The sequence below is a fragment of the Dactylosporangium sp. NPDC049742 genome (assembly GCF_040674675.1).
GTDB classification, from domain to species: Bacteria; Actinomycetota; Actinomycetes; order Mycobacteriales; family Micromonosporaceae; genus Dactylosporangium; species Dactylosporangium maewongense.
The window spans coordinates 40,404-60,310 of sequence record NZ_JBFANF010000068.1 but is presented as its reverse complement, the minus strand read 5'-3'; the positions used below and the strand labels follow the sequence as shown (position 1 = coordinate 60,310).

Genomic DNA, 19,907 nt, shown 5'->3' with positions numbered 1-19,907 from the left:
TCCTGGGCCGTGAGACGCCCGCCGCCGGGTTCCGCTGGAAGCGGTCAGCCCCGGGACGGGCAGCGAAGAATTCGTACGATGCGCATATTCCTAAGCTATCGTTCAGTTCCACGATGTGCGACGTCATCCCGCGATCTGGAACGCAGTTACCGACGGGTTCACCTGTCGGAAGTCCGTCAGCGCGTTCGTCGGGGCACTCGTCGGGGCGCTCGTCAGCGCGCCAGGAAGTGCCAGCCGAGCCACCACCAGAAGCCGAACATCGCGATCCGGCCGACCGGCAGCGGGCCGACCCGGTAGCGCATGACGACGCCGCAGACCTCGCCGAGCGTCGGCACCTTCGAGCCCTCCCGCCGGGCGGCGATCTCGACCACCGCGAAGAGCCCCAGCGACACGACGAACGCCGCCGCGATCCCCGCCTGCGCTACCGTCATCGCCGCACCATCGCCCAGAAGGCCCACAGCCAGCCGAAGTAGGCGGCGGCGCGGGCCAGGTAGTGCTCCAGCAAGGGGTCGGCGAGGCGGGACAGGGTCGGATAGGCCCGCGACCCGATCAGGAACGTGACGCCCTCGATGACCGCGAAGAGCCCGACCGGCAGCAGCCACCACGCCGCCGCCCGGGGCAGTCGCGCCGGCGCGGGACGCTTCGGCACGGTGGCGGACATGCCGAGCCACAGCAGCGCTCCCCCGGCGCCGAGGACGAGCAGGTTGGCCCGCAGGGAGAACGACGGCAGCGCCCCGCCCACCAGGGCGACCAGGGCGAAGACCGGGGCGAGCACAACCGGGCGGGCCCAGCCCCGGTCGACCTCCGCAACCAGCTCAGGTCGGTCCATCCATCGATTGTCACCGGCGCGACACCCGGTGTGCCAGCGATGTCAGCCCCCGTTTAACCCTGATCTGCCGGGACGACCGATTCCGTGAGCGCGGTGCGGATCGCGGCGATCACGTCGTCGACCGTGCCGGTCGCGCTGAACCCGGCCGCGAAGCGGTGCCCGCCGCCGCCGAGACCGACGGCGACCCGGCTGACGTCGACGGCGCCCTTGCTGCGCAGCGAGACCGACCACTCGTGCGGCCCGACGGGCTTCACCACGCAGGCGACGTCGGCCTCCGCGACGCAGCGCACGGAGTCGATGAGCGCCTCCACCGCGCCCGCGGGCTGGCCGAACTCGGCGAGGTCGGCGAGCGTCACGTAGGTCCACGCGAGGCCGAGACCGCCGGCGGGCTCGAGCGCGGTGCGGGCCAGGGCGACGCCGAAGAGCCGGACCGCGCTGTGGGGCCGGGTGTCGAACAGGCGGCGGGAGATGTCGCCGACGGGGATGCCGGTGGCGATGAGCCGGGCCGCGAGCTCGTGCACCGCCGGCGTGGTCGAGGCGTGCTTGAACGAGCCCGTGTCGGTGGCGAGCGCCACATACAGGCACTCTGCGATCTCGGCGTCCAGCGCCACGCCGAGCCGGCCGAGCAGCCCCTCGGCGACGACCGACGTCGCGGCGGCGGACGGGTCGATGAGGTTGACCGCCCCGAAGCCGGGGTTGGACGCGTGATGGTCGAGCACGATGCCGACCGGGGCGGCGGCCAGGACGCCGGCGAGGTCGCCGAGCCGCTCGACGCTGGCGGCGTCGAAGACCAGCATCGCGTCGGGCGTGGGCGCGGGCGGCGTGACGGTGGCCGCCGGGACCAGCATGGACACGCCCGGCAGCTCGTCGAAGGGCGCGGGCACGGTCAGCGGGCCGGGGAAGGTCGCCTCGACGACCAGCGACGGGGCGAAGCGGCGCAGCCCCAGCGCGAAGCCGAGCATGCTGCCGAGGGCGTCGCCGTCGGGGTTGACGTGGCAGGCGAGCAGCACGCGAGCGCCCGGGGGCAGACCGCGCAGCGCTGAGACCGCTGCGGCCCACTCCCCGGGCGATGGTTGCGGTGCGGTCACCGACGGTCCTGGCCGACGACGACCTCGTCGTCGGCGCCTTCGGCCCCCGCCTCTTCGTCGAGCTTGTAGGGCTGGGCGTCGCCGGCGTAGTGCGCCCCGGCGGCCCGTCGCTGGACCTCCGCGTCGGCGTTGCGCGCGGTCGCCAGCAGGTCGTCGATGTGCTTCACGTGCTCCGTCACGTCGTCGTGCACGAAGGTGAGGCTCGGCGAGTGGCGCAGCCCCAGTGCCCTGCCGACGGTCGAACGCAGCAGCCCCTTGGCGCTCTCCAGCGCCGCCGCCGTGCCCGACTGTGCCGTCGCGTCACCGAGCACCGTGTAGAACACGGTCGCCTCACGCAGATCAGCGGTGATCCGCGCGTCGGTGATCGTGATCATCCCCAGCCGAGGGTCCTTGACCTGCGTCCGCACCACCGATGCGACGAGCTCTTTCACCCGCTCGGCGTGCCGGCGCACCTTTGCCGGATCCGTCATCTCGAACACCTCCGCAGCCAAAACGATCTGACCAACGCTCTGACACTACCCGCGCCGCGACCTGGAGGCCGCGTCCAGCGCCCCGGACCAGGCGTGGGTTTACTCGTCATCGTCACCGTGCAGCCGGCGGCGCACGGAGAGCAACTCGATCTCGGGGCGGCCCGCGACCGCCCGCTCGATGGTGTCCAGGACCTCCCGCACGTGCCCGGCCTCCGCGGCGACCACCGCGACGCCGACCTCGGCGCGTCCGTGCAGGTCGAGGGCGCCGACCTCGGCGACCGACACCTCGAACTTGCGCAGGTAGGCCACCAGCGGCCGCACGTAGGCGCGCTTGGCCTTCAGTGAACGGGAGTCACCGGGCAGAAGTATGTCGAAGACCGCGGTTCCGGTATACACGGCCCAAGATCCTAACGACTCTACGGAAGTCTGGCCACCAATAAAGGAGCAGGTGAGACCGGGAGTGGGGCGGCGTCCTCGACGATCGGGCGCGGGCTGCGCCGGGGCAGCCCGGCGCCGGCGCCGCCGCCGCGGCCCGGGTACACGTAGATCGACGTCGGGTCGACCGCGTCGAGGGCGGCGGTCACGCCCGGCAGGCTCCGGAAGCGGTCCCAGTCGCCGGTCCCGGCGAAGCCGAGCTCCAGCACGACCCCGAACGGCTCGGCCTGCCAGATGAAGTCATGCGCCCCGTGCGTCACAGCGGCCTCGAGCAGCGACCGCGACCAGGCGTCCCGCCATTGCCGCGCCGGGGTATCCCCGTCGCGGACCTCGATCGACCACCAGACGAGGTTCATGACGCATCGACGGTACGCCCGAAACCAACATCAAAGAAAGGGCCGCCGCGAACCCGCGGCGGCCCCTCTCAGCTGGACGGCATCAGCCGCGCGGCTTCTCCCGCAGCTCCCAGGTCTCGATGACGTCACCGAGCTGGATGTCGTTGAAGTTGCCGAGCGTGATACCGCACTCGAAGCCCTCGCGGACCTCGGTGGCGTCGTCCTTGAAGCGGCGCAGGCCCGCGATGGTGAGGTTGTCGGAGATGACAGCCCCGTCGCGGAGCAGGCGCGCCTTGCTGTTGCGCCGGATGAGCCCGGTGCGGACGATGCAGCCCGCGATGTTGCCGAAGCGCGACGAGCGGAAGACCTCGCGGATCTCCGCCGTGCCGAGCTCGACCTCCTCGTAGATGGGCTTGAGCATGCCCTTGAGCGCGGTCTCGATCTCCTCGATGGCCTGGTAGATGACCGTGTAGTACCGGATCTCCACGCCCTCGCGGTCGGCCAGCTCGCGGATGCGACCCTCGGCCCGCACGTTGAACCCGATGACGATCGCGTCGGACGCGCTCGCCAGGTTGACGTCGTCCTGGGTGACGGCGCCCACGCCCCGGTGGATGATCCGGAGCTGGACCTCGTCGGCGACGACGATCTTGACCAGTGCGTCCTCGAGCGCCTCGACCGAACCCGAACCGTCACCCTTGAGGATGAGGTTGAGCGTGGTCTTCTCGCCCTCCTTGAGCTGGTCGAACAGGTTCTCCAGGGTGACCCGGCCGGTGCGCGAGGCCATCTCGGCCGCGCGGCGGCGAGCCTGCCGCTGCTCGGCGATCTGGCGCGCGGTGCGGTCGTCGTCGGTGGCAAGGAACGTGTCACCGGCGCCGGGCACCGAGGTCAGACCGAGCACCAGGACCGGACGGGCCGGCCCGGCCGACGGCACGGGCGTGCCGTTCTCGTCGAGCATCGCCCGGACGCGCCCGTAGGCACGGCCGGCGACGATCGAGTCACCGACGTTGAGCGTGCCCTTCTCCACCAGCACGGTGGCGACGGGACCACGGCCACGGTCGAGGTGCGACTCGATCGCGATGCCCTGCGCCGGACCGTCGATCGGCGCGCGCAGGTCGAGCGCAGCGTCGGCGGTCAGCAGCACGGCCTCGAGGAGACCCTCGATGTTGATGCGGCTCTTCGCGGAGATGTCGACGAACATGGTCTCGCCGCCGTACTCCTCGGCGACCAGGCCGTACTGCGTCAGCTCCTGACGCACCTTGGCCGGGTTGGCGTTCTCCTTGTCGATCTTGTTGACCGCGACCACGATCGGCACCTCGGCCGCCTGGGCGTGGTTCAACGCCTCGATCGTCTGGGGCATGACGCCGTCGTCGGCCGCGACCACCAGGACCACGATGTCCGTGGCCTGCGCACCACGGGCACGCATGGCGGTGAACGCCTCGTGACCCGGGGTGTCGATGAAGGTGATCGCGCGGTCCTCGCCGTCCTCGCCGTGCGGCACGTGCACCTGGTAGGCACCGATGTGCTGGGTGATGCCACCGGCCTCGCCGGCCACGACGTTGGTGGAGCGGATCGCGTCGAGCAGCTTCGTCTTACCGTGGTCGACGTGACCCATGACGGTCACGACCGGCGGCCGGATGACCAGGCGCTCCTCGTCGACGTCGGCATCGATGTCGATGTCGAAGCGCGCGAGCAGCTCGCGGTCCTCGTCCTCGGGGCTGACGATCTCGACGTTGAAGCCCAGGTGCTCACCGAGCAGCAGCAGCGTCTCGTTGGTGCACGACTGGGTCGCCGTCACCATCTCACCCAGGTTGAACATCTCCTGGACGAGCGAGCCCGGGTTGGCGTTGATCCGGTCCGCGAAGTCGGACAGGGAGGCACCCTGCGGGAGCCGGATCGACTGACCCTGACCCCGGGGAGCGCCCGAACCCATCGTCGGCGCGGACAGGTTGTCGAACTCTTGTCTGCGCTGCTTCTTGGACTTGCGGCCACGGGTGGGCCGGCCACCGGGACGCCCGAAGGCACCCGCGGCACCGCCGCCGCGACCACGGCCACCGGCACCGCCGCCACCGGGACGACCGGCACCGCCGACGCCCGCGCCGGGCGCGCCGCCGCCACCACCGGGACGGTAGCCGCCACCGGCTCCGGCACCGCCGCCGCCACCGGGACGGAAACCGCCACCGGCGCCGCCACCACCGGGGCGGAAGCCACCGCCGCCGCCACCACCGGGACCGCCGGGACGACCGCCGCCACCACCGGAACGGAAGCCACCGCCGCCACCGCCGGGACCGCCACCCGGACGACCGGGACGGTCACCGGGGCCACCGCCCGGGCGACCCGGACGCTGGCTCGGCATCTGCGACGGGTTGGGCCGGGGGCCGCCCATCGAGGCGGGGTTGGGCCGCGGAGGCATCGCGGCCGGGTTGGGCCGCGGGATGTTGCCGCCGCCCGGCGTCGGCCGCGCCGGAGCGCCGCCGGAGACACCGAACGGGTTGTTGCCCGGGGAGCGCGCCGGCGGACGAGCGCCGCCGGGACGAGGCCCCTGGCCTGGACGTGGGGCACCCGGGGTCGGCGCGGCACCCGGCTGGGGTGCCGGCGTCGCCGGACCGGGACGCGGGCCCGGCGTCGGCGCACCACCGCTGGGCGGCGGCGTGCTCTCACGCCTGGTGGTCTCCCGCTGGCGGGCCTCCTTCGCGGCCTTCAGAGCCGCGTCCTGGTCCGCCTTCAGCGCGGCGGCACGCTGCTCGGCGGCCGCCACCTCGATGTCGTGCGCGCTCGTCGGCTTGACCGCGGGAGCCGCGGGGCGCGGCGGGCCGGGGATCGGGCCACGCCCGCCACCGGGTCCACCGCCCGCGGGCGGCTGCGGCCGCTTCGGGGGCGCGAAGGGCTTGGCTGCCGGGACTGCCGGGCCCGGACGCGGTGCCGTAGGCACTGGCGCGGCCGAGGGAGCCGACGATGCCGGCGCAGGAGGAGCCGAGGGTGCCGGTGCGGCCCCTCCGGATTCGAAGCTCGCTCGCAGCCGGCGCGCCACTGGCGCCTCGACCGTGCTGGATGCGGACTTCACGTATTCGCCAAGCTCCTGCAGCTTCGCGAGCACGGTCTTGCTCTCGACCCCGAGCTCTTTTGCCAGCTCGTGTACGCGGGCCTTGCCTGCCACTACACTCCTCACCTCGAGGCCGGGCGGCATGGGTCCGCGCCGACCTCACTCGTGCACTTGAAGCCTGGTCATCTCAGGGACTTCATCGTGTGCTCATGTCCGTCGTCCTACCTTGCGTGTCCGGGTGGGGCATCTCGCGCCCACCATCGGCGGTTCCGATCACTGCGATTGCTCCGCTGCCGCCAGGGCGACGGCTTCGGCCAGCGGGCCGGTGTCCAGGACTCCGGCGATACGCAAGGCCCGCCCGAAGGCGCGCCGACGCTCCGCTAGCGCCAGGCAAGCCGGATCAGGATGCAGGTGCGCTCCCCGACCCGGCCGTCTGCGGGCCGGATCGGGGACGGCCTTGAACTGGTCAGGGCCGGACTCGATCGCGACAAACCGCAGTAACTCGGAGGATGACGCACGCAACCGGCAACCAACACAGGTGCGGACCGGGGGCGTGCGACGAACCGTCAAGAAGTCTACCCTGCGCTTTCGGCTTGTGCCGCGCCCGGTCCCGTGACGTGATCGACGTTGCCGGCCGAGCCGTTGTCGGAGGCACCGTCCGTGGCATTGTCCGGGCGGATGTCGATGCGCCAGCCGGTGAGCCTCGCGGCGAGCCGCGCGTTCTGGCCCTCACGGCCGATGGCCAGGGAAAGCTGGAAGTCCGGGACGGTCACCCGGGCGGCCCGGTTGCCCGGGTCGACGACCTCCACGTTGAGCGCCTTGGCCGGCGACAGCGCGTTGCCGACGAACTGGGCCGGGTCGTCCGACCAGTCGATGATATCGATCTTCTCGCCGTGCAGCTCGCTCATGACGGCCCGGACCCGCTGACCCATCGGGCCGATGCAGGCACCCTTGGCGTTGACCCCGGCGACCGTCGTGCGCACCGCGATCTTCGTGCGGTGACCTGCCTCACGTGCGATCGCGGCGATCTCGACGGTCCCGTCGGCGATCTCCGGGACCTCCAGGGCGAAAAGCCGCTTCACCAGGTTGGGGTGGGACCGCGACAGCGTCACCTGCGGCCCGCGGAAGCCCTTCACCACGTGGACCACGATGCACTTGATGCGCTGGCCGTGCTCGTACCGCTCACCCGGCACCTGCTCCGCGGCGGGCAGCAGCCCCTCGATCTTGCCGAGGTCGATGGAGACGATGCCCTTCTCGGCGCGCGCGTCGTGCGCCTGGATCACGCCGGTGACCAGGTCGCCGTCGCGGCCGACGTACTCGCCGAAGTGCGCCTCGTCGGTCGCCTCGCGCAGCCGCTGCAGGATGACCTGCTTGGCGGTCATCGCCGCGATCCGGCCGAAGTCGTGCGGGGTGTCCTCGTACTCGCGGACGATCGTGCCGTCCTCGTCGAGGTCCTGCGCCAGCACCGACGCCGCGCCGCTCCTGCGGTCGATCTCGACGCGGGCGTGCGGGTTGGCCCCCTCGGTGTGCCGGTACGCGGTCAGCAGCGCGGTCTCGATCGCCGCGAGGATGGTCTCGAACGGGATCTCCCGCTCACGCTCCAGCGCGCGGAGCGCCGCCAGGTCGATGTTCACGCCTCGTCCTCCCCTTCCTCGTCGTCGTCATCGTCTTCGTCGTCCGCGAAGTCGTCTTCTTCGTCCTCTGGCAGCTCGGCCAGGCGCTTCATCTCGACCTGGACCCGGCCGGGTCCGAGGTCCTCGAAGGCGACCGTCCGCGCGGCGCCCTCCACGTCCAGGGTCACCCCGGTGTCGCTCACCGCCGTCACCCGGCCGGTGACCGGCACGCCGGCCGCGTCGACCTGCACCAGGCGGGTCCGGTTGCGCCGCCAGTGCCGCGGCTCGGTCAGCGGCCGGTCGACCCCGCGGGAGCCGACCTCCAGCTCGTACTCCCCGGCGATCAGCTCGTCGCCGCCCGCCTCGGCCTCGTCCAGCGCGGCCGACACCGCCCGCGACACCTCGGCGACGGCGTCCAGGTCGACGCCCCGGTCGCTGTCGACCGCGACCCTCAGCAGGTGCCGCCGCCCGACCCGACTGACCTCGAGCTCCTCCAGGTCGAAGCCCGCCGCCACGATGACCGGCTCGACGACCTTCCGCAGACGCTCGCGGTGCGCGCCGGCGTCACGGGCCCCAGCATCCCGCGAACCGCCGCTGCGGCGATCCCGCTGCTGAGCCATGATCGACACCCTCTCTCTGCACCGCCATGGGCGCGTCACGCCCATCCGGCAGCTGGCACGGCCTCACGCCGCCCGCGTCGATACCCACGGGCGGCTCCCCGCAGAGCGTAACGCGACGTGACCTCCGGCGTTCCGGCGGCGCTCCCACCGTGTCCCCACCCGGGTCCCCACCGTGTCCCTACCGAGTCCCCACGGTGTCTCCACCCGGGCCCCCACCCGTGTCCCCACCCGGACCGCGCCGGAGGCCACGACCGCGGGTCTTGTTCCCCTAAATCGCGCTGAATGGTGTTCACTGTGCGCGTGTCCTCCCGCAGAGCCGTCCTCGCCGCCGCAGCCGGGGTGGTGGCGACCCTCGCCGCCTGCGACGTCCCGAAGCGGTCCGCGGCGAACTGGCACCCGGCGCCCGACGTGCTGTTGCCGCTGCTCACCCGCACGGTGGCGCTGCGGGACCGCTACGCCGAGGTGCTCACCGCCTTCCCCGCCCTGCAGGACCGGCTCGGCCCGCTCAAGGACGACCACGCCGCGCACGTCGTCGCGCTCGCCCGCGAGATCGGCATCGACGAGCACGGCCCGATGCCGGCGGCGAGCACGTCCGCCGGGCCGGTCGTGCAGGACCAGGCGGCCGCGATCAAGGAGCTCGTCGGGCTGGAGAAGACCGGCCAGGACGACGCGACCGGCGCCTGCCTGGCCGCTCCGTCATACCGGGCGGCCCTGCTCGGCTCCATCGCCGCCTGCCGCGCCGCACACGTGGAGATCCTGACATGACGACGCCCGCCGACGAGCGGCTCGTGGCGGCGCTGCAGGCCGAGCACGCCGCCATCTACGCCTACGGCACCGCCGGCGCCAAGCTCGACAGCGGGGCGGTGGGCCTGGCCCGCAACGCCGAGGCGGCCCACCGCGCCCGCCGCGACGACCTCGTGGTCCGGCTGTCCGGCGCCGGGGTCACGGCACCGCCCGCGGCGCCCGCGTACGCGCTGCCGTTCCCGGTCACCGACCGCGCGTCGGCGTTGAAGCTCCTCGCCATGGTGGAGGACCGCACGGCCGCACAGTGGCGGCTGGCGCTGCCGCCGACGTCCGGCGAGGTGCGCAAGCTCGCCGTCGACGCGCTCGTCGACTGCGCCATGCGGGGCGCCGCCCTGCGCCAGGCGGCCGGCACGACGCCACTGACCAGCGCGTTCCCCGGCAAGGTCTAGAAACCCGACAAACAGGGCGATCCGGCCTCGCGAGATCTGAAACCTCCGGTACTCCCGAAAGCGTGCCATCGCAAGGGCGCAGGACCCCATGGGCGTGTCCGCTCCGCGACGATCGTTGCATCACGCCACGAGCGTCCGAACGAGAGGAGACCGACATGCGCCGCACCGCTTGGGCCGGTCCGACGATGCAGCCGCGTCGTTAATCACACCGTCTCGTGAGCCCTGCCGTCCGGGAAGAGCACCACCTGCGCCTTCCCGGACGATCAGGTCTCACACTCCGATGACCTTCCCGACCAGATACGTCGCACCGGCCGCCGCCGCACCGAGCAGCAGCTGCCGGACACCCGAGGCCCACCAGCGCCGGCGGGTGTACCGGGAGATCAACGCCCCGGCGACGAACAGCCCGCCACCGCCCGCGGCCAGCGCCGGCCACAGGCTGGTGGCGCCGAGCAGATACGGCAGCAGCGGCACCAGCGCGCCGATCGAGAAGCACACGAACGACGACCCGGCGGCCACCCACGGGCTGGGTGCATCGTCCGGGTCGACCCCGAGCTCCTCCTGCGCGTGGACCCGGACCGCTTCGTCGATGTCCCGCCCCAGCGTCGAGGCGACCTCCAGCGCCAGGTCCGGCGGCAGCCCCCGGCGCTCCCAGATCCTGGCGAGCTCCTCGGCCTCCTCCTTGGGGAAGCGGGTCAGCTCCCGCCGCTCCTTCGCGACCTCCGCGGCGACCTGCTCGTTCTGCGCGCGGACGCTGGTGAACTCCCCCAGTCCCATCGAGATCGCCCCGGCGACCAGGCCCGCCGCGCCGGTCAGCACGATCGTCCGCGGCGCGATCCCGCCACCGCCGACCCCGGCGATCAGCGCGATGTTGGTGACCAGCCCGTCCATCGCCCCGAACACCGCGGCCCGCAACCACCCGCCCGAGACGTCGGCATGGTGATGCGCGTCCAGCGCCGCCGGATGCCCCGCGGGGTGCCCAGCAGGGCCCGTCACGGGAGGGTAAGGATCTCGTAGCCGTCGTCCGTCACCACGATGGTGTGCTCGAACTGGGCGGTCCACCTGCGGTCCTTGGTGACGACCGTCCAGCCGTCCTTCCAGATGTTGTAGTCGTGCGTGCCGAGCGTGATCATCGGCTCGATCGTGAACGTCATCCCGGGCTCCATCACCGTGGTGAGCCGCGGGTTGTCGTAGTGCGGCACGTAGAGGCCCGTGTGGAACACCTCGTTGATGCCGTGGCCGGTGAAGTCGCGCACCACGCCGTAGCCGAAGCGCTTCGCATACGCCTCGATGACCCGCCCGATCGCGTTGATCGGCCGCCCGGGCGCGACGGCCCGGATGCCCCGCATCATCGCCTCGCGGGTCCGCTCGACCAGCAGCCGGGCCTCCTCGGTGGCGTCACCGACGCAGAACGTCTGGTTGGTGTCGCCGTGCACGCCGCCGATGAACGCCGTCACGTCCACGTTGAGGATGTCGCCGTCCTCGATCACCGTCGAGTCGGGGATGCCGTGGCAGATCACCTCGTTGAGCGAGGTGCAGCACGACTTCGGGAACCCCTTGTAGCCCAGCGTCGACGGATACGCCCCGTGGTCGCACAGGAACTCGTGCACCACCCGGTCGATCTCGTCGGTCGTCACCCCCGGCTTGGCGTGCTCCCCCGCCAGCACCGTCGCCTGCGCGGCGAGCCGGCTCGCCACCCGCATCCGCTCGATGATCTCCGGGGTCTGCACGTCCGACCCGCGCTGCTTGCTCGGCCCGCGCTTCCCCACATACTCGGGGCGCGCGATCGAGGCCGGGACCTGACGCCAGGGTGTTTGCGTGCCGGGGGCGAGCGGTGCGCGGACGGTCATGCCGAAAAGCCTAACGCGCATCAACACGACATGGTCTGGGTAACCCCCCGAGCATGATCGACGACGACCGCGTCTCCCAGCGCGCCGAGGACCTCCTGCCCGAAGAGCTCGCCGCCGGCAGCGACGACCCGAAGGCCCAGGCCGAGGCCCTGCTCGCCGACTCCGAGGACCGCGAGCACTACCGCGAGACCGCCCCCGACCTGCGCATCGACCACCGCACCTCGGACGAGGCCGCCGCCACCGGGGACGAGGCCGCCGCCACCGGCGGGTAGCCGCGGCGGCTCACGGCCGCGCGTACGCCGAGGCGCGGTGGGCGCGGGCGGCTTCGATGAACGCGGCGAAGATGCGGAAGTCGGTGGTGTCCTCGGGGTGCCACTGGACGCCGACGGCGAAGGGCTTCGACGGGTCCTCGACGACCTCGATGAGGTTGTCGTCGGGGCACCAGCCGGTCGGGGTCAGCGTGCCGGGGTCGGCGCAGCCCTGGTGGTGGAACGAGTTGACCAGCACCGATTCGCCCAGGATCTTGGCGGCGAGGGTGCCACCGGTCAGGACGACGGGGTGCTCGCCGAACTTGGGGCCGCTGACGGGGCGGTGGTCGTTGTGGCCCAGGACGTCGGGCAGGTGCTGGTGGAGGCGGCCGCCATACGCGACGCACATCAGCTGCATGCCGCGGCAGATGCCCAGCAGCGGCAGGTCGATGGCGAGCGCGGCGCGCATGAGCAGCAGCTCGGCGGTGTCGCGCTCGGGCTTGACCTTCGTGGTGGCGTGGGGCGGCTCGCCGTAGAGGTCCGGGTTCACGTCGGAGCCGCCGGTGAACATGATCCCGTCGAGGCCGTCCAGGACGTCGATGTCGGGGTCGTCGGGGGTCACGAGGACCGCCCGGCCGCCGGAGGAGTGCACCGCGTGCACGTAGGACAGCGGAAGCACGGCCGAGAAGGTGTCGTTGAGCCCGAAGCGGGTCTCCTCGGCGTAGGTGGTCAGTCCGATCACCGGTCGCGACATGCCCATCAACTTAATCCCACCGGGGCGAGGTTGTGGAGGATCTCGAGCGCCCTGTCCCGGGCGGCCTCCGGGGCGAGGGTGATGAGCGGGTCCCAGTTCAGGTCGTAGAAGACCTCGGTGACGCCCTGCGTGCCGAGCCACGCGGCACCCTCGCGGACCTGCTCGTAGGTGCCTGACAGCGGCGGCCGGCCGGCGGAGTCCAGCTCGGTCTCGGTGAGCTTGACCACACCGCGGCAGACGATCCTCGGCGAAGCGCGGCCGGAGGACCTGGCGCCCTCCAGTACAAGAGCGACATCCGACGCGATGTCGGACAGGTCGGTGGCGGAGCGGCTGACCCAGCCGTCGCCGATCTCGCCCGCCCGGCGGATCGCGGCCTCGACGGCGCCGCCGAGGAGGATCGGCACCCCGGGGCGCTGCACCGGACGGGGCTCCATGCGGCCGTCCGGCACGGTGTAGAACTCGCCGTCGAACGCGGCGGCACCCGACCACAGCGCCCGCAGCACCGCGACGTATTCGCGGGTCCGGGCCGCCCGCCGCGCCATCGAGGCGCCGGTCGCGGTGAACTCGTCGGACGACCAGCCGGCGCCGAGCCCGAGGTCGACCCGGCCGCCGCTGAGCACGTCGAGGGTGGCGACCTGCTTGGCGAGCACGACCGGCGACACGAACGGCAGGTTGATCACGGCCACGCCGAGACGGATCCGGCTGGTCCGGGCGGCGGCGAAGGCCAGCGCGACGATCGGGTCGAGGACGCTGCGGTACATGGGACCGTCCGCCGACAGCAGCCGCTGGAAGGTCCACAGCGAGTCGTAGCCGAGCCGCTCCGCCTCGGTGGCGATCTCCGCGAGGATCTCCGGCGTGGCCCACGACCCGGACACCGGCAGTCCGCACCCGATGCGCATGGCTCCCAACCTACCCAGGAATCGCCCGCACGAGGGCGGCAAACGGGCGGACGTCCAGGGCCTCCTCGGGGTGCCACTGGACACCGAGGACGAAGCGGCGCTCCGGGTGCTCCACGGCCTCGATCACGTCGTCGTCGGCCCATCCGGTGACGGTGAGCTCGCCCGGGTCGTCGACGGCCTGGTGGTGGTACGAGTTGACCTCCGCCGTCCCGCCGAAGATCGCCTCGGCCCGGGAGCCGGGCGCGAAGCGGGCCGGGTGCGCCCCGTAGACGCCGGGGCTCGGCTGGTGCCGCTCGTTGCCCAGGACGTCGGGCAGGTGCTGGGTGAGCGTGCCGCCGCAGGCGACGGCGAGCAGCTCCATGCCGCGGCAGACCCCCAGCACCGGCAGGTCGGCGTCCAGCGCCGCGGCGAGCACGGCCAGCTCGCCGCTGTCGCGGTCCGGGCGGGTCTTCGTCGCCGGGTGGGCCGGCGCGCCGTAGTGCGCCGGCTCGATGTCGGCGCCGCCGGCCAGGACGAGACCGTCGAGGCGGCGGACCAGGTCGGCGGCGTCGTCCGCGGACGGGGGCAGGATGACCGGCCGGGCGCCGGCCGCCCGCACCATCCGCACGTACCCCTCGGGGACGAGCACCGCCCGCGTGTCCCACACCCCCCAGCGGGCCGGCTCGACGTACGCGGTGATGCCGACCAGTGCGGTCACAGCGGCGTCACGTACGCGCCGGTGATGCCGCCGTCGACGAGGAACGTGGAGGCGGTGATGAACGACGCGTCGTCGCTGGCGAGGAACGCGACCGCGCCGGCGATCTCCTCCGGGGCGCCGAAGCGGCCCATCGGCACGTGCACGAGGCGCCGCGCGGCCCGCTCGGGGTCCTTGGCGAAGAGCTCCATGAGCAGCGGGGTGGCGATCGGCCCGGGGCACAGCGCGTTCACCCGGATGCCCTCGCGGGCGAACTGCACGCCGAGCTCGCGGGTCATCGACAGCACCGCGCCCTTGCTCGCGGTGTAGGCGATCTGCGAGGTGGCGGCGCCGAGCAGCGCGACGAAGCTCGCGGTGTTGATGATCGAGCCCTTGCCCTGGGCGCGCATGTGCGGGATGGCGTACTTGCAGCAGAAGTAGACGCTGGTGGTGTTGACCTTCAGCACCCGCTCCCACGCCTCGAGGCCGGTGTCGAGGATCGAGTCGTCGTCCGGCGGGGAGATGCCGGCGTTGTTGAACGCGATGTCGAGCCGCCCGTGCCGCTCGGCGACGCCGTCGAAGAGCGCCTTGACCTGCTCCTCGTCGGAGACGTCGGCGGCGACGAACTCGCCGCCCACCTCCTCGGCGGCGGCCTTGCCGGCGTCCGGGTTGAGGTCCACGACGACGACCTTGGCGCCCTCGGACGCGAACCGCCGCGCCGTGGCGAGCCCGATGCCGCTGCCGGCGCCGGTGATGACCGCGACCCGGTCCTGGAGACGAGCCTGCACTTAGACCTCCGTGCTGAAGAAGACGTTCTTGACTTCGCTGAACGCGGCGACCGCGTCCGGGCCGAGCTCACGGCCGAGGCCGGACTGCTTCACGCCGCCGAACGGCGTCCAGTACCGCACCGAGGAGTTGGAGTTGACGCTGAGGTTGCCGGCCTCGACGCCGCGGGCGACACGGATCCCGCGGCCCAGGTCGCCGGTCCAGATGGAGCCGGACAGGCCGTACTCGGTGTCGTTGGCGAGGCGGATCGCGTCGGCCTCGTCGTCGAAGCGCAGCACCGACAGGACGGGGCCGAAGATCTCCTCGCGCCAGTGCCGGTCCTGCGTCGACTCCGCGGCGAGCACGGTCGGCGCCATCCAGTAGCCGGGTCCGCCGGGCGCGGTGCCCGTGATCAGGGCGCCGTCCACATAGGACCGCACCGATGCCAGCTGCCCCGCGGAGATCAGCGGCCCCATCTGCGCGGTCTCCAGGGCGGGGTCCTCGCACCGGAACGCCGTCACCGACTGCTCCAGCAGGCCCATGAACTCGTCGTACACGCTGGCCTGGACGAGCAGGCGGGACCGGGCGCAGCAGTCCTGGCCCGCGTTGTCGAAGACCGCGCCCGGCGCGCCGGCGGCCGCCTTCGCGAGGTCCGCGTCGGCGAAGACGATGTTGGCGCTCTTGCCGCCCAGCTCCAGAGTCACCCGCTTCACCTGCTGCGCGCAGCCGGCCATGATGCGCTTGCCGACCTCGGTGGAGCCGGTGAAGCAGACCTTGCGCACGAGCGGGTGGGTGACGAACCGCTCCCCGACGACCGAGCCCTTGCCCGGCAGCACCGTGAACACGCCCTCGGGCAGGCCGGCCGCCAGGGCCAGCTCGCCCAGGCGAAGGGCGGTCAGCGGGGTGAGCTCGGCGGGCTTGAGCACGACGGTGTTGCCGGCGGCGAGCGCGGGGGCGAAGCCCCAGCCCGCGATCGGCATCGGGAAGTTCCACGGCACGATGACCCCGACGACGCCCAGGGGCTCGTAGAACGTGACGTCCATGCCGCCGGCGACCGGGATCTGCCGCCCGCTCAGCCGCTCGGGCGCCCCGGCGTAGTAGTTGAGCACGTCCCGGACGTTGCCGGCCTCCCAGCGGGCGTTGCCGATGGTGTGCCCGGAGTTGCGGACCTCCAGCTGCGCGAGCTCCTCGTTGTGCTCGTCGACGAGCGCGGCGAAGCGGCGCAGCAGCCGGGCCCGGTCGCCCGGCGCCACGGCCCGCCAGGCCTGGAACGCCTGGTGGGCCTTCTCGATCGCGGCGTCGGTCTCCTCGACGCCCAGGGATGGCACCGTGGCGACCACTTCCTCGGTCACCGGCGAAATGACGTCATGCATGCGTGTTCAGAGCCTTTCGAAGCCGCGCTGGAGTTCCCAGTCGGTGACCGCCGCGTCAAACGCTGCCAGCTCGACCCGGGCGTTGTTGGCGTAATGGGCGACGACGTCCTCACCGAATGCCGCGCGGGCCAGGTCGCTGCCCTCCCACAGGGTGAGCGCCTCGCGCAGCGTCGCGGGCACCCGGGGCGCGGTGTCGTCCTGGTACGCGTTGCCGGTGTAGATGTCTTCGAGGGGCAGCTCGTTGCGGATGCCGTGCAGCGCGCCGGCGGCCATCGCGGCGATCGCCAGGTAGGGGTTGACGTCGGCGCCGGGCACCCGGTTCTCGACCCGCAGCGACGGGCCGTGGCCGACGACGCGCAGCGCGCAGGTGCGGTTGTCGTTGCCCCAGCGCACCGCGGTCGGCGCGAACGAGCCCGCCTGGTAGCGCTTGTAGGAGTTGATGTTCGGCGCGTACATGAGGGTGAACTCGCGCATGGTGGCGAGCAGGCCGGCCATGGCGTGGTGGAAGGTCGGCTCGTCGACCCGCTGCCCGCCTCTTCTCAGGGAGAAGTGGATGTGGCAGGAGTTGCCCTCGCGCGCGTTGGGCTTGGCCATGAAGGTGATCGACACGCCCTCCTGGGCCGCGATCTCCTTGGCGCCGTTCTTGTAGAGCACGTGCCCGTCGGCGTTGCGCAGCGCCTCGTCGTAGCGGAACGCGATCTCGTGCTGGCCGAGGTTGCACTCGCCCTTGGCGCTCTCCGGGACCAGGCCGGCGCCCGCCATGTCGTTGCGGATGCGGCGCAGCAGCGGCTCGATCCGGGCGGTCTGCAGCAGCGAGTAGTCGGCGTTGAAGACGTTGGCCGGGGTGAGGTCGCGGTACCCCTTGGCGTACGCCTCCTCGTAGGTGTCCCGGTAGGCGATGAACTCCAGCTCCGTGCCGGTGTAGGCGGTGAGGCCGGCGTCGGCGAGCCCGGCGAGCTGCGCGTGCAGGATCTGCCGGGGCGAGGCGGCGACCGGCGACTCACCGTCGAGCCAGCGCAGGTCGGCGAGGACCAGGGCGGTGCCGGGCTGCCACGGGATGCGGCGCAGGGTGGCGAAGTCGGGGATCATCGCGAAGTCGCCGTAGCCGGAGGACCAGGACGACATCGCGTAGCCGTCGACGGTGTTCATGTCGACGTCGACCGCGAGCAGGTAGTTGCAGCCCTCGGTGCCGTGGGCGACGACCTCGTCGAGGAAGTGCTGGGCGTAGAACCGCTTGCCCTGCAACCGGCCCTGCATGTCGGTGACCGCCACGACGACCGTGTCGATCTCACCCTCGCTCACCGCAACGCGCAGCTGCTCGATCGTCAGCATCGCCCATCCCCTAAAGGTCTAGAAACAAACCATAAACTCAACCGAGCAGACCGCGCAACAGGGCGGCGGTCGCGTCGCAGTGCTCTTCCATCTCGGTGCGGGCGACGACCGGATCGCCGCCGAGGATCGCCTCGACGACCCGCTCGTGCTGGGCGTCGGAGTGGTCGAGGTTGCGGCGCAGCACCGGGATCGCGGCGAGCAGCCGGTCCAGGCGCAGCTGCACGTCGGCGATGGAGGCGGCCACCGACGTGGAGCCGCTCGCCGAGGCGATCGCGAGGTGCAGCCGGGAGTCGTTGACCCGCCGGGTCCGCGGGTCGCGGGTGCGGGCCGCGGCCAGGCAGGCGACCAGGTGCGCCCGGTCCGCGGCGGACAGCGACCTCGTCGCGGCGAGCGCGGCCGCGCCCGGCTCCAGGACCCGCCGGAAGTCCAGCGCGTCGTGCAGCGCGTCGCCCATCTCGCGGGCGAGGGCGGCGGCGTCCTGCTCGGCGGCGTCGGGGTGCGAGTCGCCGGTGGAGCGCACCACGAACGTGCCGCCGGAGCGCCCGCGCCGCGACTCGAGGAAGCCGGCCTCCCGCAGAGCGGCGATCGCCTCGCGCAGCGTCACCCGGCTCACCTGGAGGCGCTCCGCCAGCTCGCGCTCCGGCGGGAGACGTTCGCCGACCGGCACGAGACCCAGCCGGATCGCCTGGGCCAGGCGTGCCACGGTGATCTCGAAGGCGTTGCCGCCCCGGACCGGCCGCCACATCGGCACACCCGACAGGGGCTCAGTGGCCACCGGCATCCGCCCTCCTCGCCTCGATGGGTCCGGACGGCGTTCGCGCGCCGCCCGGACCACATCATTCCCTAGTCGACGGACGCCGCGGTGTCCTCCGCGATCGCCTCGTCGATCGTGCGGATCGGGCCCTTGAACCAGTGCTTCGCCGACAGCGTCCACCACAGCGCGGCGCCGCCGATGACCAGCAGGATCGCCAGCGGCGCGTAGTTGACGTTGAGCCAGGAGAAGTCCTTGTTCCCGGGGATCGCGGCCGGCGACAGCGGCAGCACGAAGTAGACCGAGATGACGGCGATCTCGATGACCGCGATCCAGCCCAGCACCTTGTACTTCGAGCCGAGCGTCCACGGGCCGGGCACGAACCTGTCGCCCATCCGCAGGCGCAGGTAGATCGGGATCAGGAAGGCCAGGTACAGGCCGATGACCGCGACCGAGACCACCGCGTAGAAGGCGGTGGGCGCGCCCGTCGGGCTCTTGTACAGCGCGGGCAGGGTGAGCACGAGCCCGGCCGCGGAAGCACCCAGGATCGCGTTCACCGGGGTGCCGTTGCGGTCCACCTTGGACCACAGCTGCCAGCCCGGCACGGCCCGGTCACGACTGAACGCGTAGGTCATCCGGGACATGCTCGTCACGCAGCTCATGCCGCAGAAGAACTGCCCGATGGTGGAGATGAGGATGACCGCCTTGAAGAAGCCGGAGCTCAGCGACGTCTCGAAGATCGCGCCGGAGAAGCCGGCCGCCTCGGTGATCGCGTCGACGTCGGTCGCCGCGAACAGGAACGACAGCAGCAGGATCCAGCCGCCGATCGCCGAGTAGAAGATGGACTGCCACAGGCCCTTCGCGGCGGCCGTGGACGCGCCCTTCGTCTCCTCCGACACGTGCGCGCACGCGTCGAAGCCGGTGATCGTGTACTGGGTGAGCAGGAAGCCGAACGGCAGCACCAGGAACCAGTACAGCCCGTCGGAGTAGCCGGAGTTGTTGAAGCGCTCGGTGAAGACGAACTGCAGGCTCTGGTGCTTCTCCGGCACGAACACCAGGATCAGCACGACCGCGGCGGCACCGAACACGTGCCACCACACCGAGACGTTCTGCAGCACGTCGATGATGTTGTGGCCGAAGATGTTGATCGCCGCGTGCAGCACGAGGATCACCACGAACAGCAGGAACGTCAGGTACAGGTTGCCGCTGTCCCACGAGGTGTACGCGTCGAGCACCAGGCTCAGGAACGTCGCGCAGCCGTAGTCGACCGACGCCGTCACGGCGATCAGGCCGATCAGGTTGAGCCAGCCGGTGAACCAGCCGTGGATCGGCTTGCCCATCTTGGCGGCCCACCAGTAGATGCCGCCGGCCGTCGGGTACGCCGACACCAGCTCCGACATGCAGAAGCCGATGATCAGGATGAAGACCGAGATGAGCGGCCAGCCCCAGGAGATGGCGACCGGGCCGCCGTTCATCCACGCCTGGCCGAACGTGGTGAAGCAGCCCGCGAGGATCGAGATGATGGAGAACGAGATGGCGAAGTTGGAGAAGCCGCTCCACTTGCGGCGCAGCTCCTGCTTGTAGCCCAGCTCGGCGAGCCGCTGTTCGTCTGCGTCGACGGTCGGTGATGCCATGGGCACCT

General features: G+C 72.0%; 23 protein-coding genes. 3 read left to right on the top strand and 20 right to left on the bottom strand.

Annotated elements, in window-relative coordinates; all coding sequences use genetic code 11:
* Positions 1-212 precede the first annotated feature (212 nt).
* From AB0J72_RS48635 to rimP, 10 genes are all read right to left on the bottom strand, one after another.
* Positions 213-431, bottom strand: a complete 219-nt coding sequence (locus tag AB0J72_RS48635) for a DUF6186 family protein (RefSeq protein ID WP_363412753.1) — start codon at positions 429-431, stop codon at positions 213-215.
* Positions 428-829 (bottom strand): hypothetical protein, encoded by a 402-nt coding sequence (locus AB0J72_RS48630; protein WP_360559673.1) that lies wholly within the window; start codon positions 827-829, stop codon positions 428-430. Before AB0J72_RS48630 ends, AB0J72_RS48635 begins: the two co-directional genes overlap by 4 nt.
* 53 nt (positions 830-882) lie before the next feature.
* Positions 883-1,917 (bottom strand): bifunctional oligoribonuclease/PAP phosphatase NrnA, encoded by a 1,035-nt coding sequence (locus AB0J72_RS48625; RefSeq protein WP_363412751.1) that lies wholly within the window; start codon positions 1,915-1,917, stop codon positions 883-885.
* Entirely contained in the window at positions 1,914-2,387 is a 474-nt protein-coding gene (gene rbfA / locus AB0J72_RS48620) for a 30S ribosome-binding factor RbfA (RefSeq protein ID WP_363412749.1), read from the bottom strand. Before rbfA ends, AB0J72_RS48625 begins: the two co-directional genes overlap by 4 nt.
* Positions 2,388-2,486: 99 nt before the next feature.
* Positions 2,487-2,783, bottom strand: coding sequence for a DUF503 domain-containing protein (locus AB0J72_RS48615; RefSeq protein WP_363412747.1), 297 nt, complete (start codon positions 2,781-2,783; stop codon positions 2,487-2,489).
* 20 nt (positions 2,784-2,803) lie between these two features.
* Complete coding sequence (locus tag AB0J72_RS48610) at positions 2,804-3,178, bottom strand: hypothetical protein (RefSeq protein ID WP_363412745.1); 375 nt, start codon at positions 3,176-3,178, stop codon at positions 2,804-2,806.
* A gap of 82 nt (positions 3,179-3,260) precedes the next feature.
* Positions 3,261-6,311, bottom strand: coding sequence for a translation initiation factor IF-2 (gene infB, locus AB0J72_RS48605; protein ID WP_363412743.1), 3,051 nt, complete (start codon positions 6,309-6,311; stop codon positions 3,261-3,263).
* A gap of 159 nt (positions 6,312-6,470) precedes the next feature.
* Positions 6,471-6,767 carry a YlxR family protein gene (locus AB0J72_RS48600; RefSeq protein WP_363412741.1) on the bottom strand — a complete coding sequence of 99 codons (297 nt, stop codon included), beginning with the start codon at positions 6,765-6,767 and terminating at the stop codon, positions 6,471-6,473.
* A 5-nt stretch (positions 6,768-6,772) separates the two neighbouring features.
* The gene (nusA, locus tag AB0J72_RS48595) at positions 6,773-7,831 is read right to left on the bottom strand and encodes a transcription termination factor NusA (RefSeq protein WP_363412739.1); all 1,059 of its coding nucleotides are present in this window, start codon (positions 7,829-7,831) and stop codon (positions 6,773-6,775) included.
* Positions 7,828-8,430 carry a ribosome maturation factor RimP gene (rimP, locus tag AB0J72_RS48590; protein WP_363412737.1) on the bottom strand — a complete coding sequence of 201 codons (603 nt, stop codon included), beginning with the start codon at positions 8,428-8,430 and terminating at the stop codon, positions 7,828-7,830. Before rimP ends, nusA begins: the two co-directional genes overlap by 4 nt.
* Positions 8,431-8,730: 300 nt before the next feature.
* Between rimP and AB0J72_RS48585 the strand changes: the two genes are divergently transcribed.
* Together AB0J72_RS48585 and AB0J72_RS48580 are read left to right on the top strand one after the other, a co-directional pair.
* Positions 8,731-9,195 (top strand): hypothetical protein, encoded by a 465-nt coding sequence (locus tag AB0J72_RS48585; RefSeq protein ID WP_363412735.1) that lies wholly within the window; start codon positions 8,731-8,733, stop codon positions 9,193-9,195.
* Positions 9,192-9,623 (top strand): ferritin-like domain-containing protein, encoded by a 432-nt coding sequence (locus AB0J72_RS48580; RefSeq protein WP_363412733.1) that lies wholly within the window; start codon positions 9,192-9,194, stop codon positions 9,621-9,623. Before AB0J72_RS48585 ends, AB0J72_RS48580 begins: the two co-directional genes overlap by 4 nt.
* Before the next feature lie 270 nt (positions 9,624-9,893).
* Here AB0J72_RS48580 and AB0J72_RS48575 read toward each other — a convergent pair whose 3' ends face one another.
* Together AB0J72_RS48575 and map are read right to left on the bottom strand one after the other, a co-directional pair.
* Entirely contained in the window at positions 9,894-10,616 is a 723-nt protein-coding gene (locus AB0J72_RS48575; RefSeq protein ID WP_363412731.1) for a VIT1/CCC1 transporter family protein, read from the bottom strand.
* The gene (gene map / locus AB0J72_RS48570; RefSeq protein WP_363412729.1) at positions 10,613-11,470 is read right to left on the bottom strand and encodes a type I methionyl aminopeptidase; all 858 of its coding nucleotides are present in this window, start codon (positions 11,468-11,470) and stop codon (positions 10,613-10,615) included. Before map ends, AB0J72_RS48575 begins: the two co-directional genes overlap by 4 nt.
* Before the next feature lie 53 nt (positions 11,471-11,523).
* Between map and AB0J72_RS48565 the strand changes: the two genes are divergently transcribed.
* Entirely contained in the window at positions 11,524-11,742 is a 219-nt protein-coding gene (locus tag AB0J72_RS48565; RefSeq protein WP_363412727.1) for a hypothetical protein, read from the top strand.
* A 10-nt stretch (positions 11,743-11,752) separates the two neighbouring features.
* Here AB0J72_RS48565 and AB0J72_RS48560 read toward each other — a convergent pair whose 3' ends face one another.
* From AB0J72_RS48560 to AB0J72_RS48525, 8 genes are all read right to left on the bottom strand, one after another.
* Positions 11,753-12,472: a gamma-glutamyl-gamma-aminobutyrate hydrolase family protein gene (locus tag AB0J72_RS48560; RefSeq protein ID WP_363412725.1), complete on the bottom strand. Its 720-nt coding sequence runs from the start codon at positions 12,470-12,472 to the stop codon at positions 11,753-11,755.
* A 5-nt stretch (positions 12,473-12,477) separates the two neighbouring features.
* A complete protein-coding gene (locus tag AB0J72_RS48555) occupies positions 12,478-13,371 on the bottom strand; it encodes an LLM class flavin-dependent oxidoreductase (RefSeq protein WP_363412723.1) in 894 nt (297 codons plus the stop codon).
* Between the two features lie 10 nt (positions 13,372-13,381).
* Positions 13,382-14,068 (bottom strand): gamma-glutamyl-gamma-aminobutyrate hydrolase family protein, encoded by a 687-nt coding sequence (locus tag AB0J72_RS48550; protein WP_360559659.1) that lies wholly within the window; start codon positions 14,066-14,068, stop codon positions 13,382-13,384.
* The gene (locus AB0J72_RS48545) at positions 14,065-14,832 is read right to left on the bottom strand and encodes a 3-oxoacyl-ACP reductase (RefSeq protein ID WP_363412721.1); all 768 of its coding nucleotides are present in this window, start codon (positions 14,830-14,832) and stop codon (positions 14,065-14,067) included. The genes AB0J72_RS48550 and AB0J72_RS48545 overlap by 4 nt, the downstream gene beginning before the upstream one ends.
* Entirely contained in the window at positions 14,833-16,182 is a 1,350-nt protein-coding gene (locus AB0J72_RS48540; protein ID WP_363412719.1) for an aldehyde dehydrogenase family protein, read from the bottom strand.
* 6 nt (positions 16,183-16,188) lie between these two features.
* A complete protein-coding gene (locus AB0J72_RS48535; RefSeq protein ID WP_363412717.1) occupies positions 16,189-17,514 on the bottom strand; it encodes a glutamine synthetase family protein in 1,326 nt (441 codons plus the stop codon).
* A gap of 37 nt (positions 17,515-17,551) precedes the next feature.
* Complete coding sequence (locus AB0J72_RS48530; RefSeq protein ID WP_344507879.1) at positions 17,552-18,295, bottom strand: FCD domain-containing protein; 744 nt, start codon at positions 18,293-18,295, stop codon at positions 17,552-17,554.
* Positions 18,296-18,357: 62 nt separating this feature from the next.
* The gene (locus AB0J72_RS48525) at positions 18,358-19,899 is read right to left on the bottom strand and encodes an amino acid permease (protein WP_363412715.1); all 1,542 of its coding nucleotides are present in this window, start codon (positions 19,897-19,899) and stop codon (positions 18,358-18,360) included.
* Between the last annotated feature and the right edge of the window lie 8 nt (positions 19,900-19,907).

What these genes read in the sequence shown, in the direction of transcription:
- AB0J72_RS48635 (WP_363412753.1), bottom strand. Translation starts at nt 431, where the DNA reads ATGACGGTAGCGCAGGCGGGGATCGCGGCGGCGTTCGTCGTGTCGCTG.
- AB0J72_RS48630 (WP_360559673.1), bottom strand. Translation starts at nt 829, where the DNA reads ATGGACCGACCTGAGCTGGTTGCGGAGGTCGACCGGGGCTGGGCCCGC.
- rbfA (WP_363412749.1), bottom strand. Translation starts at nt 2,387, where the DNA reads ATGACGGATCCGGCAAAGGTGCGCCGGCACGCCGAGCGGGTGAAAGAG.
- AB0J72_RS48610 (WP_363412745.1), bottom strand. Translation starts at nt 3,178, where the DNA reads ATGAACCTCGTCTGGTGGTCGATCGAGGTCCGCGACGGGGATACCCCG.
- rimP (WP_363412737.1), bottom strand. Translation starts at nt 8,430, where the DNA reads ATGGCTCAGCAGCGGGATCGCCGCAGCGGCGGTTCGCGGGATGCTGGG.
- AB0J72_RS48580 (WP_363412733.1), top strand. Translation starts at nt 9,192, where the DNA reads ATGACGACGCCCGCCGACGAGCGGCTCGTGGCGGCGCTGCAGGCCGAG.
- map (WP_363412729.1), bottom strand. Translation starts at nt 11,470, where the DNA reads ATGACCGTCCGCGCACCGCTCGCCCCCGGCACGCAAACACCCTGGCGT.
- AB0J72_RS48565 (WP_363412727.1), top strand. Translation starts at nt 11,524, where the DNA reads ATGATCGACGACGACCGCGTCTCCCAGCGCGCCGAGGACCTCCTGCCC.
- AB0J72_RS48560 (WP_363412725.1), bottom strand. Translation starts at nt 12,472, where the DNA reads ATGTCGCGACCGGTGATCGGACTGACCACCTACGCCGAGGAGACCCGC.
- AB0J72_RS48555 (WP_363412723.1), bottom strand. Translation starts at nt 13,371, where the DNA reads ATGCGCATCGGGTGCGGACTGCCGGTGTCCGGGTCGTGGGCCACGCCG.
- AB0J72_RS48540 (WP_363412719.1), bottom strand. Translation starts at nt 16,182, where the DNA reads ATGCATGACGTCATTTCGCCGGTGACCGAGGAAGTGGTCGCCACGGTG.
- AB0J72_RS48535 (WP_363412717.1), bottom strand. Translation starts at nt 17,514, where the DNA reads ATGCTGACGATCGAGCAGCTGCGCGTTGCGGTGAGCGAGGGTGAGATC.
- AB0J72_RS48530 (WP_344507879.1), bottom strand. Translation starts at nt 18,295, where the DNA reads ATGCCGGTGGCCACTGAGCCCCTGTCGGGTGTGCCGATGTGGCGGCCG.
- AB0J72_RS48525 (WP_363412715.1), bottom strand. Translation starts at nt 19,899, where the DNA reads ATGGCATCACCGACCGTCGACGCAGACGAACAGCGGCTCGCCGAGCTG.